Source organism: Salinibacterium sp. NK8237 (genome assembly GCF_015864955.1).
In the GTDB taxonomy this organism is placed as follows: Bacteria; Actinomycetota; Actinomycetes; order Actinomycetales; family Microbacteriaceae; genus Rhodoglobus.
The window spans coordinates 545,125-559,374 of the sequence record NZ_JADYWE010000001.1; the positions used below are offsets into that span (position 1 = coordinate 545,125).

The 14,250-nt window shown below is 61.1% G+C and carries 11 protein-coding genes; 5 read left to right on the top strand and 6 right to left on the bottom strand.

The features are described from left to right. Positions 1–16: 16 nt before the first annotated feature. Positions 17–838, top strand: a complete 822-nt coding sequence (locus I6E56_RS02650) for a UbiA family prenyltransferase (RefSeq protein ID WP_197135841.1) — start codon at positions 17–19, stop codon at positions 836–838. 38 nt (positions 839–876) lie between these two features. Here the strand turns inward: I6E56_RS02650 and I6E56_RS02655 are convergent, their stop codons facing one another. Genes I6E56_RS02655 through I6E56_RS02665 form a run of 3 tightly spaced genes read right to left on the bottom strand, consistent with a single transcriptional unit; the run spans position 877 to position 5,789 of the window. Then, entirely contained in the window at positions 877–2,262 is a 1,386-nt protein-coding gene (locus I6E56_RS02655) for an MFS transporter (RefSeq protein WP_197135842.1), read from the bottom strand. A gap of 45 nt (positions 2,263–2,307) precedes the next feature. Then, positions 2,308–4,857, bottom strand: coding sequence for an RNA helicase (locus I6E56_RS02660; RefSeq protein ID WP_197135844.1), 2,550 nt, complete (start codon positions 4,855–4,857; stop codon positions 2,308–2,310). A 38-nt stretch (positions 4,858–4,895) separates the two neighbouring features. Further along, on the bottom strand, positions 4,896–5,789 hold the full coding sequence (locus I6E56_RS02665) for an EamA family transporter (protein ID WP_197135845.1): 894 nt from the start codon (positions 5,787–5,789) through the stop codon (positions 4,896–4,898). Positions 5,790–5,858: 69 nt separating this feature from the next. On the opposite strand from I6E56_RS02665, the gene I6E56_RS02670 reads away from it, so the two are divergent. Beyond that, complete coding sequence (locus I6E56_RS02670; protein WP_197135847.1) at positions 5,859–7,337, top strand: SDR family oxidoreductase; 1,479 nt, start codon at positions 5,859–5,861, stop codon at positions 7,335–7,337. Beyond that, the gene (locus I6E56_RS02675) at positions 7,331–7,570 is read left to right on the top strand and encodes a hypothetical protein (protein ID WP_197135849.1); all 240 of its coding nucleotides are present in this window, start codon (positions 7,331–7,333) and stop codon (positions 7,568–7,570) included. The genes I6E56_RS02670 and I6E56_RS02675 overlap by 7 nt, the downstream gene beginning before the upstream one ends. On the opposite strand, the gene I6E56_RS02680 is transcribed toward I6E56_RS02675, so the two are convergent. From I6E56_RS02680 to I6E56_RS02690, 3 genes are read right to left on the bottom strand one after another with little or no spacing between them, the layout of a single operon-like run. Beyond that, complete coding sequence (locus tag I6E56_RS02680) at positions 7,554–9,536, bottom strand: FAD-binding oxidoreductase (protein ID WP_307842736.1); 1,983 nt, start codon at positions 9,534–9,536, stop codon at positions 7,554–7,556. The two genes, I6E56_RS02675 and I6E56_RS02680, sit on opposite strands and share 17 nt — an antisense overlap. Continuing rightward, complete coding sequence (locus I6E56_RS02685; protein ID WP_197135851.1) at positions 9,533–10,228, bottom strand: 1-acyl-sn-glycerol-3-phosphate acyltransferase; 696 nt, start codon at positions 10,226–10,228, stop codon at positions 9,533–9,535. Before I6E56_RS02685 ends, I6E56_RS02680 begins: the two co-directional genes overlap by 4 nt. Next, entirely contained in the window at positions 10,225–11,037 is an 813-nt protein-coding gene (locus I6E56_RS02690; RefSeq protein ID WP_197135853.1) for an SDR family oxidoreductase, read from the bottom strand. The genes I6E56_RS02685 and I6E56_RS02690 overlap by 4 nt, the downstream gene beginning before the upstream one ends. A gap of 110 nt (positions 11,038–11,147) precedes the next feature. Between I6E56_RS02690 and I6E56_RS02695 the strand changes: the two genes are divergently transcribed. Further along, entirely contained in the window at positions 11,148–11,948 is an 801-nt protein-coding gene (locus tag I6E56_RS02695; protein ID WP_197135855.1) for a hypothetical protein, read from the top strand. Further along, on the top strand, positions 11,945–14,248 hold the full coding sequence (locus tag I6E56_RS02700; RefSeq protein ID WP_197135857.1) for an SDR family oxidoreductase: 2,304 nt from the start codon (positions 11,945–11,947) through the stop codon (positions 14,246–14,248). The genes I6E56_RS02695 and I6E56_RS02700 overlap by 4 nt, the downstream gene beginning before the upstream one ends. Positions 14,249–14,250: the final 2 nt, after the last annotated feature.

Genomic DNA, 14,250 nt, shown 5'->3' on the forward strand with positions numbered 1-14,250 from the left:
ACGCTACTCTTGCGTCATGTTTCGCGCCCTCGCCCGGTCGACCCACCCGGGACCAACCATTGCTGTCACTCTCATCGCATTCGCGCTGGCCTGGGGTTCTGGCCTTGATGGATGGCGCATTGCGGTGGTAACGGTGGTGATCCTCTTCAACCAACTCTCGATCGGACTCTCCAACGATTGGCTCGATGCAGCGCGCGATCGCCGCACCGGACGCACCGACAAACCCATCGCGAGCGGCGAAGTTTCCGCAGGGCTGGTGGCTAGCGTCGCACTCGTCGCCGCCGCGGCATCCGTCGGGTTGTCGTTGTTGCTCGGCCCGCTTGCAGCCGCAGCGCATGGCGTGTTTTTGGCTAGTGGTTGGCTCTACAACCTTGGGCTCAAGTCAACCGTTGCCTCCGTCGTGCCGTACATCGCCGGCTTCGGCGCCCTACCCGCCATCGTGACCTTGGCCGCGCAACCACCACAGTTGGCTGCGACCTGGGTAATCGCCGCCGGCGCCCTCCTAGGCATCGCCGCCCATTTCAGCAATGTGCTCCCTGACCTCGATGACGACCGGGAGACGGGGGTGCGAGGGTTGCCGCATTACCTCGGCTCCCGAGCATCCGGAGCGATCATCGCGGTGAGTCTCGTCGCGGCATCACTCGCGATCGTGTTCGGGCCAGGCACACCGCCAACCACGATCGGTTATATCGGTGTCGGCGCTATCGGCGCTATCGCCGTCGTCAGCGCCACGCTCATCGCCCGCAACATCATGAAGCGGATGCTATTTTGCCTCAGCATTGCCGCCGCGTTGATCAGCGTCGCGCTCTTGCTGCTCTCGGCACCGCAACTCAGCTAGCGCACTTGACACCTGCGCAACGTTGCCGCTCGGCGTGGTTAAGCCAGTGGCGGAGCAAAATCCGGAACGGTTGTTTCTGCCGGAGCGGGATTGCGGATGCCAAAGAATGACACGATTCCTCCCGCGACCAACAGTGCCGCGATCACGATCACGACGTGGTGAAAGTTCTGCGGCGAAAGCGGACCGACAACGATCACGCCGATGAGGGCAACCGTGACAAGGCCGGCGATACGCGACACCGCGTTATTCAGGGCAGAGCCGATTCCCGCTTGTTCCGCCGAAATCGCGCCCAGAATTGCGGAGGTCAGCGGCGCGACAGTCATCGACATTCCGACAGCAAAGAGCACGATTCCCGGCAGAACTTCAACGAAGTAGTTGACGGTTTGCCCTAACCCCAAGAACGTGATGTAGCCGATACCGCCCAACACCGGCCCTAAGGTCATGAATAACCGTGGGCCATACTTTCCGCTGAGCTTGCCAAAATACGACGACAGCAAAATGATGCCGATTGACGAGGGCAGGAACGCCAGCGCCGCAAAAGTCGCCGAATAATTCGCCACTTCTTGCAGATAGATCACGACGATAAATCCGCCGAGTGCCAATCCCCCATAAATGAACATCGTGGCGATGTTTCCCATACTGAAATTGCGGTGGCGGAACAGCTCAAGCGGCAACATCGGATGAGGCGCCCGGTGCTGCCAGAACAGGAAAGCGACAAGGCTCAGAATCCCGAGCGCGAACGGCACAAAGACCACGGGGCTATCCCAGCCGAAATTCCCCTGCTCAATGAGAGCGAAGACGGGGCCACCGAGTCCGATGATCCCCAACACTGCGCCGAGATAATCGATGCTGGTGTTGGCCTTACGTTCGTCTTTGTGGCCGAGCAGCACAATCATCCACAGGGTGACAGCAATCGGAATCACATTGATCGCGAACACGAGGCGCCAGCTCAGCAGGTCAACGAAGAGCCCGCCAAGCACCGGGCCGACAAGAAACGCGGCACTCGTCCAGGCCGTCCACTGACCAATCGCGTGCGCTTGAGCCGCGCCCCGGAACGACGACATGATCAATGCAAGCGAACTGGGAACCAGTAACGCTCCAGCGATCCCTTGGACCCCACGGAACGCAATCAGAAACTCGACGTTCGGGGCAATCGCAATCAACAACGATGCAACGCCGAAGCCGATGAGCCCCACCCGCAAAATGACGATGCGACCGAACACATCGGAGAGTGAGCCCGCCAGCAAAATGAGGGAACCGAGAGTGATCAAATAGGCATCAACGACCCACTGTTGCGTGCTCAGTCCACCGCCCAACTCGTCGCTGATAGCGGGAAGCGCAACGTTGATGACGGAGCCGTCGAGAAACGCCACAAACGACGCGAGAATCGCGACAACTAGTACGAAACGCTGAGAGCGGAGCATAGAAGAATTCAACACCGATTCGCCGACGAATATGCCCTGCCCGCGCTAATCAAGGCGGGAGAATCCCGTTACGCGAACTACCGCAATCCCTTCGGCGGCTGACTCGGCCAGATCCACCGTGGCCGTGATAGCCCAGTCGTGGTTACCGGCCGGGTCCTCAATGATCTGACGCACATGCCACTGGCCCGGCTCCTCGGTGATGACGATCATGGCGGGGCCGCGCGCGTCACCCGCCACAGAAAGAGTGTCGTGCTCGTCGAAGTAGCGGTCGAGCGCCTCGCCCCACGCCTCCTCATCGAAGCCGGCTGCGGCATCCAGCTCGCCTAGAGCGACAGCATCATCGCGGGCCGCCAGCTGCACACGGCGGAACATTTCGTTGCGCACGAGCACGCGGAAGGCCCGACCATTGGTGACAACGGATGCCGGGGTCGGCGGCAGAACCGGCTCGCCGCTGGTAGCGGAGTCGACCCCGTTCGTCATGGCCTCCCACTCGTCGATGAGGCTCGAGTCGACCTGGCGCACCAGTTCGCCGAGCCACTCGATGAGGTCGAGAAGTTCGTCAGTCTTTGCGTCATCCGGAATCGTTTGACGGGTCGCCCGGTAGGCATCGGAGAGGTAGCGCAGCACCAGACCTTCGCTGCGCGCAAGACCGTAGAAGCCAACAAAGTCGGCGAAGGTCATGGCCCGCTCGTAGAGGTCACGCACGACGGTCTTGGGGCTGAGCTCGAAGTCGCCGATCCAGGGTTGGCTCGCGCTGTACATGTCGAACGCGGCCGTGAGCAACTCCTCGAGCGGCTTGGGCCACGTGACCTCTTCGAGCAGTTCCATGCGCTGGTCGTACTCGATGCCTTCGGCCTTCATCGCCGCAACGGCCTCACCGCGGGCCATGAACTGCTGCTGCGACAGAATCGGTCGCGGATTGTCGAGCGTTGCCTCGAGCACCGAAATCATATCCAGCGCATACGTGGGTGATTCCTTGTCGAGCAGGTCGAAGGATGCCACAGCAAACGGCGAGAGCGGCTGGTTGAGAGCGAAGTTCGCCTGCAGGTCAACGGTCAGTCGAATCTCAATGCGTTCGTCAAAGCTCTCGACCTCTTCGCCATCCACGATCATGGTGTCGGAGACGCGGTGTTCTTCGACAATCTCGGCGGTGCGCAGGGTGCGGTAGATCGCCAGGGCCTGTTTCGCCAGTGCACGTTGGCTGTGGCGAGGTTCGTGATTGTCTTGCACGAGCGTGCGCACGTTAGTGAAGACATCTCCCCCGCGGGCGATCACGTTGAGGATCATGGCGTGGTTCATGCGCATATTGCTCGTGAGCTGTTCCGGCTCGGCGGCAATCATGCGGTTGAAGCTCGCTTCACTCCAGGTGACAAACCCGTCCGGAGCTTTTTTGCGCACGAGCTTGCGCAGCTTCTTGGGATCGTCTCCCGCTTTGGCCACCATCTTGGCGTTGTCAGATTCGTGTTCGGGTGCTTGAGCGACCACCGTTCCGGCGGTGTCGAAGCCGGCACGGCCTGCTCGGCCCGCGATCTGGTGGAACTCGCGAGCGGTGAGCTGGCGCATCCGCGTTCCGTCGTACTTAGTGAGTTGCGTGAGCAGAACGGTGCGGATCGGCACGTTAATGCCGACGCCTAAGGTGTCTGTTCCGCAAATGACGCGCAGCAGCCCGCGCTGGGCCAGTTGTTCGACGAGGCGACGGTATTTCGGCAGCATGCCGGCGTGGTGCACGCCGATGCCCGACCGGATGAGGCGTGACAGCGTCTTGCCGAACACCGTCGTGAAGCGGAAGTCTCCAATGGCATCAGCGATCTCGTCGCGTTGCTCGCGCGTCACGACCTTGAGGCTCGTCATCGCTTGAGCACGCTCGAGGGCTGCAGCCTGCGAGAAATGGACAATGTAGATCGGGGCCTGGCCCGTGGAGAGAAGATCTTCGACCGTCTCGTGAATCGGGGTAAGCGCCCAGGAGTAGTGCAAAGGCACCGGGCGCTCAACGCCGGTGATGAGGCTCGTCTCGCGGCCCGTGCGACGGCTGAGGTCATCCGCCAACGGCTGCATGTCGCCGAGCGTGGCCGACATCAACACGAACTGCACGTTCGGCAGAATGAGCAGCGGCACCTGCCACGCCCAGCCGCGATCGGGGTCGGCGTAGAAGTGGAACTCATCCATCACTACCTGGTCTACTCGGGCATCCGCGCCTTCACGGAGCGCAAGGTTGGCGAGAATTTCTGCCGTGCAGCAAATGATGGGCGCATCGGCGTTGACGGACGAGTCGCCGGTAACCATCCCGACGTTCTCGGCGCCGAAGACCTCAACGAGCGCGAAGAATTTCTCGCTCACCAGCGCCTTGATCGGCGCTGTATAGAACGTGCGCTGGCCTTGGGCGAGCGCAATAGCGTGAGCGGCAATAGCGACGAGAGACTTGCCCGTGCCCGTGGGGGTTGAGAGGATCACGTTCGCGCCCGAGACGAGTTCGATGACGGCTTCATCTTGCGCGGGATAGAGAGTCAACCCGCGATCGGATGCCCACCCGACGAAAGCGTCATAGGTTGCGTCTGCGTCAAAGGGCGTCGGAAGCGCATCCAGAAGTGAGGCCATTGTTCCACCGTAGCCGGGTCAGCAACCCTCGGAGCACGCTAGCTGAGCGCGAGCATCACCGAGGCGACGAGGGCAAGCACCATTCCGAGCAGTTGGATCCGGCTGACTTTCTCGTGCAACGTGAAGCGAGCGAGCACAATCGTGGCGAGCGGATACAAACTCACAAGAACTGAAACGGCCGCCAAACTTCCCGCCTGAAGAGCGAACAGGATGAACGCATTGGATGCTCCCACGAGCACACCACCCGCGGCGGCCAATATTCGCGCCCGGCTCACACTTCCCACGGGGCCACCCTCGGGCTGGTGATCGAACTGTGCGAAGAAGCGGCGCAGCGGAGCGCTCACCCGGATGGCACCGAGCAGCACAAGCATCACGCTAAGCCCCACAACAATCTCGACTACAGCAGGAGCGAGCCCCGCACTGTGCGGAGCCTGGTCTAGGGCGATGAGAGCGCCGCCAAGGCTGAGCCCCGACACAATGCTGATCACCACGGTGCGGGGCCGAACCCGCGCGCCAGAATCTGATCGAGTGATCGACACCAGCAAGGCGCTCACGAGAGCGAGACCAATGGCGATCCACGCCTGCACCGAAAGCTGATCGCCAGCAATCACTGCGAACGCGACAGGGACGACAGCGCCAACGACAGCGATCAAAGGTGCAACCAAGCTCATCGGACCATCCGCGAGGGCAGCGTAGAACGTCAGCAAACCGAGAATGGCGCCGAGCCCAGCCAAGCCGCCCCAGAAAACAGCATCGGGCTCGAAGCTCACTGGCACAAAGAGAATGGCGATCAGAAGCGAGACGGTAGCGAATGCGTGGATGATCGTCGTCGCGGGCACCACACGCAAACGTCGAGTGCTCAAGCCACCGAAGAAGTCGGACACTCCATAAAACACGGCGGCGGCAAGCGCGAGCACAACGCTGAGGATCATTCCGTCAGCATAAGGCTCGTACGCTCCCGTATGAGGTAGGGAGAGCTAGTGGCGCGGGTAGAATTGGGTGTGCCTAATTCCAGTGATCTCCCCGAGCCCGACGCTAACGTTGTGGATCCGGTTGAACTTGAAACCACTCTCAAGGTGCTCAGCCAGATGGCAAGCATGGACGAGGAGCACCCCGACTTCGTGACGGTGCGCCGCGCTACCGCCGCCATGTTCAAGGCCGTCAAGAAAGAGCGCCGCCTCGAGAAACGTGCCGCCATCGCCGATGCCGACCGCGAAGTGATTGCGGCAACCGCCACGGGCGCCGCTGACCGCATCGATGATGAGACTCGCGGAATCCCGATTTCAACGAATACTGAAGCGCCGACGGCGGGCGAGCTGATCAAGGCGCGCCCCTGCTACATCTGCAAGCAGCCGTATACGACCGTCGATTCGTTCTACCACCAGTTGTGCCCCAGTTGCGCCGCCTTCAATCACGCCAAACGCGACGCCCGCACCGACCTCACCGGCAAGCGTGCCCTGCTCACGGGTGGCCGCGCCAAGATCGGCATGTACATCGCGCTGCGTTTGCTGCGGGATGGCGCGCACACCACCATCACGACCCGCTTTCCTCGGGATGCCGTTCGTCGCTTTTCGAGCCTTCCCGATTCGGCAGACTGGCTGCACCGGCTCCGTGTCGTCGGAATCGACCTTCGCGATCCCGCTCAGGTGATCGGGCTTGCCGAATCGGTTGCTGCCCAGGGCCCGCTCGACATCCTGATTAACAATGCGACTCAGACGGTGCGCCGCTCCCCCGGTGCCTACCAGCCGCTCGTCGACGGCGAGCTAGCACCGCTGCCCGATGGCCCGTTGCCCGAGCTCACGACCTTTGGCCACACCAACGATCCTCACCCGCAGGCGCTCGCCCAGTCGGTATCCGCTCACCCGATTTTGGCCGCGGCCGCGACGCGCGCGGAAGAACTCACTGAGCAAGCGATGACGGCCGGCTCGAGTTCCCTTGAGCGCCTTGCTGCTGGAACGGCAATCGATGCGGGCGGGCTCGTTCCCGACCTCGACTCGATCAACTCGTGGACCCAGCATGTCGATCAGGTCGACCCGCTGGAGATGCTCGAAGTTCAGCTCGCGAACACCACGGCGCCGTTCGTGCTGATCTCGATGTTGCGCCCTTCGATGGCATCGTCCACCGCTCGCCGCAAATACATCGTCAACGTGTCAGCGATGGAGGGCGTCTTCGGTCGCGGCTACAAGGGTCCAGGGCATCCCCACACCAACATGGCCAAAGCCGCCGTCAACATGCTCACCCGCACGAGTTCTCGCGAGATGTTCGAGAGCGATGGCATTCTCATGACGAGCGTCGACACCGGCTGGATTACGGATGAGCGCCCCCACCCCACCAAGGTGCGGTTGGCAGAAGAGGGCTTTCATGCGCCGCTCGACCTCGTCGACGGTGCGGCCCGGGTCTATGACCCCATCGTGCGCGGCGAGGACGGCGAAGATCTGTTTGGCATCTTCTTGAAGGACTACGACAAGAGCTCATGGTGACCCCGGCCGAGTTTCTGAAGGCGACCGCGAGCGGTACGCGGGTTGTTGTTCGCCACCTCATCGATGATGGACGCGCAACAGACTCGCTCGGCTATTTTCATCTCGCCGATGACGCCCGCTGCGTCGTTGCGACAAAGCGCGGGCTCGAGACGATCGAGCTCGCTCAGGTGATTGCAGCCAAAGAAGTGCCACCTCCTCCGGCACCGCGCCCGCGGGCTACTTCTTCGCGGTAGCCTTCGCAGGCGCCGTCTTTGCTGGCGCCTTTGTTGCTGGCGGTTTCGTTGCTGGCGCCTTTGTTGCCGCAGTCGCGGAGGTCTTCGCTGGGGCTTTCTTCGCTGGCGACTTCGTTGCGGCTCCCGTCTTTGACTTAGCGGGGGCCTTCTTCGCGACAGGCGCCGCCGTCTTTGCTGCCGAGGTCTTTGCTGCTGCCTTCGTTGCAGTAGCGGGCTTCGCCTTCGCCGGCGCTTTCTCCACAGGAGTCGTTGCTACCGGTGCCCTCTTCACTGGCGCCGAAACCGTGCCGGCGAGCTCTGCGGGCGTGACTTTGCTAGGGTTGAAGTGCGATCCTGGGTCGGCAGCGTCGAACAGACCCTGCATGACTTTGACGCCCTCGGTGGAAATGTCTTGTTCAAGCCAGGGCGAGTGCTCTACACCGACGCCGTGGTGGTGCGAAATGGTGCCATCGTTGTCAACGAAAGACTGCTGAATCGCACGCTTTACCGTGTCGTACTCCCCCATGGGGTCATCGCCGAACGCGAATGCGAAGGTAAAGTAAAGGCACGCTCCCGAGTGATACGAGTGCGACATGTGCGACATGATCCAGCCCTTGGTGCCGAGGGAATCGTAGGCATCGTTTGCGGCTTTGTGTGCTGCCGCATGGAGCTTCACGACCGACGACCATGGGGTCGCCGTCTCGGAAACATCGCCGGCAGCTCCCATGTCGAGCAAGAAGTCGCGCAAGTAAGGAGTGTCGAACTTCTTCTGGTCGTAGAGGATGCCCGGCCCCGTGCCTACGCCCATTCCACCGTGTTTGCTAACGATTTTGTCGACAAGGCTCTTCTGACGTTTGGCGTGCGATGCTTCGCCCTCAAAGCCAATAAACGACAGACAAATGTCGTCAAGGTTCCAGCCCTTGGCGGTCATAATTTTGGGCAGTGCGGTCTCGGCGGTGAACTTGCTAAAGCCGGTGCGTGTCTTGCTCGTGGCGAGGGAGAAGCCGGTCTCTTTGGCATCAGAAATTCTGGTGATGGATGGTGTGGCGTCCGATTCGGCAATAGCTTGCATTGCCGCGATACCCGACTTCCAATTGGGGAAGAAGTACGCGTAAACATCGCGTTTCTCGGGAATGCGGTGCACCTGAACAGTAACTTCGGTGATCACGCCGAGTCGCCCTTCGCTGCCGAGAATCATCTCCCGCACGCTTGGACCGCTTGAGGTGCTCGGTAACGGCCGCAACACCAGAACGCCACCGGGCCGTACGACGCGAAGACCACGAGTGATGTCGGCAATGTCGCCGTATTTGTCTGACTGCATTCCTGAAGAACGCGTCGCAACCCAACCGCCAACCGTAGAGTGAGTAAAGCTGTCGGGGAAGTGACCGATTGTCCAGCCTTGAGCATTGAGTTGTTCTTCGAGGTCAGGGCCCTGAGCACCCGCTTGAATGCGGGCAAGTCCTGCTGCCTCATCGACCGCGATGACTTCGCGAAGGCGTCCGAGGTCGAGCGAAATGACGACACGCTTCTCGGCAGGAAGCGGCTCGAGGCTGCCAGCGATGTTGCTTCCGCCACCAAAGGGGATGATGACAGCATTGGCAGCGACAGCGGCATCCACTATGGCTTGCACTTCGCTCTCATCGCCCGGATACACCACAACGTCCGGGCTACGCAGAATTGCGTTGCTGCGAATGCGAACGAGGTCTCGCAGGCTCTTTCCATAGGTGTGGATGACGCGAACCATGTCATCACGCGTTACGTTCTCGTCGCCGACGATTTTCGCAAGCTTTTTAACGAACGGCGCCGCCGCTGTGCTCTTGGGCACGTTGAGTTCTTCGAACGAAGGCTCACCCGCGCGCACGGCACTGTCGAGATCGAGCCCGACTGCATAGTGCACGAAGGGAGCAAAACCGGGCTTGTCTTCGTGGTGAAAACCGACGCCTTCGTTGCCCCAGCCCCACCACTTCATGTGCTTTACAGCGGTCATCTTGATCCCTTCGACAATGCGGTTGGCATTGGCTGAACTGTTTCATGCAATTCGCGCACGGCGGCAGCCAATCGCACAGAGAATTTCTCGGGTGTTTCAGAACCTTCGCGGTACATTAATTCGCCACAGACTACCGTGACGGGGAGGCGGCCAGGCTTAGGCCAGTTGTAGCCACGCGGCATTGCGGCCGATGCTCCCACGAGAGCGATAGGCAAGCACGGTGCCGACGTGGCGATGGAAAGCGCAGCAGCCCCTGGCATGAAGCGCCCAAGCGCACCTTCGCGCGTGCGACCGCCCTCCGGAAAAATGAGCAGCGGAACTCCACGCTCTAGCAGCGCACGAGATGCGCCCGCTCGCTTGCCCTCCGAATTGCGTTCGATGGCGAAAGCGTTGAAAAAGAGCGTCGTGAGCCACTTTCGCCACCACATCTCAAAGAAATAGTCCGCTGCCGCACCGGCGGCAAGGTAGCGGGCACGGGCGCGGGGCAGCGCTCCGATGATGAGCGGAGCATCCAAATGGCTTGAATGATTCGCGACGACGATAAACGGCTGGGTGAACCGCGCGATGTGCTCGGTGCCCACGACGGTCACTGTGACGAGAGACCAGACCACGGGCTTGAGGAGCCCTCGCTGCGCGACAAAGCGCGCGCACGCCACTAGCGGCGACGTAAAGCGGTCAAACCTGCGAGTCATTCGATGGAATCTTTCACGCCACGTGGTTCGGAACCCTCGTCGCTTCGGCTTGAAGAAATCTTGGCCGAAATAGAGCGAATTGTCGATTGCGGCAAATGTCGGGCAAACCATCCGATGAGTCGGTACCGAATAGTAGGTATGGATACGACCTTGCCGCGAGATGCATCGCGCAGTGCGCCCCGCACGAGGATTGCGGCATCCATCCACATAAAGTCAGGAATCGAGGACGTGCGGATGCCGGCACGTTCGTGGAACTCCGTTACTACCCAGCCGGGCATGAGGGCGGTCACCGTTACCCCTGAGCCTCGCAACTCGACCGAGAGTCCTTGGCTATACGAAGCGACCCAGGCCTTAATCGCGGAGTACGACCCCATCGTGACGAGACCAGCGATACTCGCGACATTAATGATTGAGCCTGTGCCCCGCTCTCTCATGGCGTACCCCGCTGCTCCGCCGAGAAGCAAGACAGCCCGGCACATAACGTCGAAGGCATGTTCGTGCACGGATGCCGCCGCGGGGTCCGTCAGTTTCGCATGTACGCCGAAGCCTGCGTTATTCACAAACAGGTCGATGGGGCGTGCGAGATCGGTCAAGCGCTCAGCGACGCGGCTCACGTCAGTACGATCGGCGAGGTCGGCGCTGATCGTCTCAACAGATATTCCGAAGGTGGCGCTGAGGACAGCGGCGGTGCGCGTGAGACGGTCCTCGTTGCGTGCGACTAGAACTAGATCGGTGCCTGCATGCGCCAATTGGCGTGCGAATTCCGCGCCGATTCCCGAGGTGCCGCCAGTGATGAGCGCTGTTGCCATGGTGCCAAGACTACGGTACGACTCGCACCGAAGTCAGGACCAACGAGCCCTCCGCGAACTACACTTGACCACAGCCAGCCGCCCACAACAGCCACGAGCGGAGTAGCACTATGCCTCAGGCACTTGAGATTGCTCTCGACAATATGTCTATACCGGCACCTGACTTCAACGTGCGCAAATACGCCGATGAAGCCGAGGCCAGCTACCGGGATGTCTTAGAACTGAACGCGTACGACGATCAGAAATTGAACCCCGAAACGCTGCGCGCGCTGCGGTATCTGCATGTCGTAGAACGCGGAACGATGACGCACCTGCGCAGCGTACTCGTGACCGCGACGCACAAAGATTCTCGCGTTACCGCGTTCCTCATTACGTGGGCGTTCGAGAAGTATTGGATCGCGGATGCCCTCGATCAGATCATTCGCGCTCACGATGGAGCCGACGCCGATCGCGCACCGTTCAAGACACCGGTTGAGCGCACGATCCGCGAGTCGATTGTGGCCAATATCGTCGGGCTGCCGATGATCGCCGTTCATACTTCTCTGGGAACCGTGGACGAGTGGCTCATGCAGGCGGCATACCGCCGGGTTGTCGAGCTCGATCCGCATCCTCAGCTCGCCGACACCGTTGCCCGCATTGTGGCGACGAAAGAACGCCAGCTGACCTTCTTCGAGGCGCAAGCTCGACACCGGCTCGCCGAGTCCAAGCGCGCTCAGAAGGTCACCCGCAAACGACTAGCCAAGACCCCGTGGCCGATTGGGGCGCGTGCCGAGCCGAGCGCCAACACCGAGTTCTTTTTTGAGTACCTCTTTCACAGTTCCCCCGAGACCCTCCCCCAGATTGACGCCCTCATCGATTCCCTCGCTGGTCAGGCAAATCTCAACCTCATGACAAGGGCAGCCGCCAAATGACGACCATTACCGCCCTCACCAACGAGCACGTCTTCCTTACCGGGGCCACTGGTTTCGTCGGGCAAGCCATCTTGGAACGACTGCTGTCGAGCCATCCCGACACCCGCATTTCGATTCTTGTGCGCGGTAAAGGGTCAACGACCGGAGAAGGTCGCCTCACTAACCTCATGCGTAAGCCGGTGTTCGGGAAGTGGATGGAATCCATCGGCAAAGAGGAGGCACTCGCTCAAGTCGCCCGTCGCGTCACCGTGATCGAAGGCAGCTTGACGGATGTTGGCACGCTGCCCGATGACATCGACGTCGTCATCCATGGTGCATCCACTGTCTCGTTTGATCCGCCCATCGATGAAGCCTTCGACACCAATGTTGGCGGAGCGAACGGCATTTACTCGGCGCTGCTCGCGAGCAAGTCACGGCCACACGTTGTGCATATCTCCACCGCGTATGTCGGCGGCATTCGCAAGGGCATCGTTCCTGAAGCTTCTCTTGTGCACGACGTTGATTGGCGCGCCGAGTACGACGCTGCTCGTACCGCTCGATCGCGCGTTGAGTTTGAATCCCGCCAACCAGAAGCCTTGCGCGCACAGCTCACCGCAGCTAAAGCGCGTCACGGTAAGGCAGGTCCGCAAGCGGTCGCGCAGTTCACCGAGGCCGCTCGCGCCGAGTGGGTGCACGATCGACTCGTCGACTATGGCCGCATGCGCGCAGAGAGCCTGGGCTGGACCGATGTTTATACGCTCACCAAAGCGTTCGCGGAGCGCGTCGCCGAAGAGATGTGGGCTCAAGCGGGACACCGCCTCTCGGTCGTTCGCCCATCCATTATTGAGAGTGCGCTGCGGCATCCCTTCCCTGGCTGGATCGACGGCTTCAAGGTCGCCGATCCGCTGATCTTGGCGTACGGGCGCGGCCAGTTGCCGGACTTCCCGGGACTGCCCGACTCCATCCTTGATGTCATCCCGGTGGACTTCGTGGTCAACGCCGCTCTCGCGGCTGCGGCCACGAAGTCGGATCCTGAGGCGCCGAAGTACTACCACGTGAGTTCAGGAGCGAGCAATCCCCTGCCGTTCCACCGCATGTATGAGAACGTCAATGCGTATTTCACCGCCAATCCGCTGCCGGCCGAGGACGGCGAGATCGCCGTTCCGCTCTGGCGATTCCCCGGCGGTCTCAAAGTCGAAAAGGCTCTCGTCAAGCGTGAACGTCAAGCGGCTCGCGCTGAAGGCGTCATCGCAAAACTGCCGACCACTCCACGCACGCGCCGCTGGCTCGACGACGTCAAGAGCGGCCAGCACCAGCTTGAGGTGCTGCGCGGCTTTACGAATCTCTACCGGGCCTACGTGCAGACGGAGATCATCTTCGACGACGCGAACACCCGGGAGCTGCTGGCATCGCTGCCCGCGACCTCAGAGGAAAGCGCGCGTTTCGATGTGACCGATATCGACTGGGAAACCTACTTTCAGCAGGTACATTTTCCTGCGATCACCACCCTCACCAGGGCGTTCGCCAATCGACCGGCTGCGAAAGCACGCACGGCTAAGAAATTGCCCGAGCGCACGGATGTCGTCGCTGTTTTCGACCTCGAGGGAACAGTCGTCGACTCCAACCTCGTGAAGCAGTATTTGCTGCTGTGGGGCGGCACCGTTCCGCGGTCGAAGGTAGTGCACGACTTGGCCGATTTCACCTTTTCGTTGCGCAAGTACGTGCGGGCCGAACGTCGTGACCGCGGTGAATTCATTCGCACCTTCATGCGTCGCTACGAGGGCTTCAAAGTCGCCGAAATCGAACGCATGGTTCGCGGAAGCTTCGGCCGAGCGATGATGCGCCGGGTGATGCCGGATGCGCTGCGTCGCGTTCAGGAACATCGCGATGCCGGCCACCGCACCATCCTCGTCACCGGCACGATGGATCTCGTCGTGACTCCGTTCTTGCCGTACTTCGATGAGGTGATTGCGGGCCGGATGCACGAACGTGACGGTGTTCTCACGGGATTCTTGGCTGATCCGCCCCTCGTCGACGAAGCTCGGGCGGCGTGGCTATTGCACTACACCGACCAGCATGGCTTCAACCTCAGCCAGTCCTACGGTTACGGCGACAGTCATGCCGATATGCGCTGGCTTCAGCTTCTGGGACACGCCAATGCGGTAAATCCCGACGTCAACCTCTATAAGCACGCTCAAGAGAAGCGCTGGAATGTGCTCGACTGGAAGCGCCGCTCCCCTAACTCCCGCATCCCGCGACCTCGCGCCGCGGCCACTGCGAACACGGAAGGAGAGGAACAGAACTCGACGCCGTCGAGCTAGTT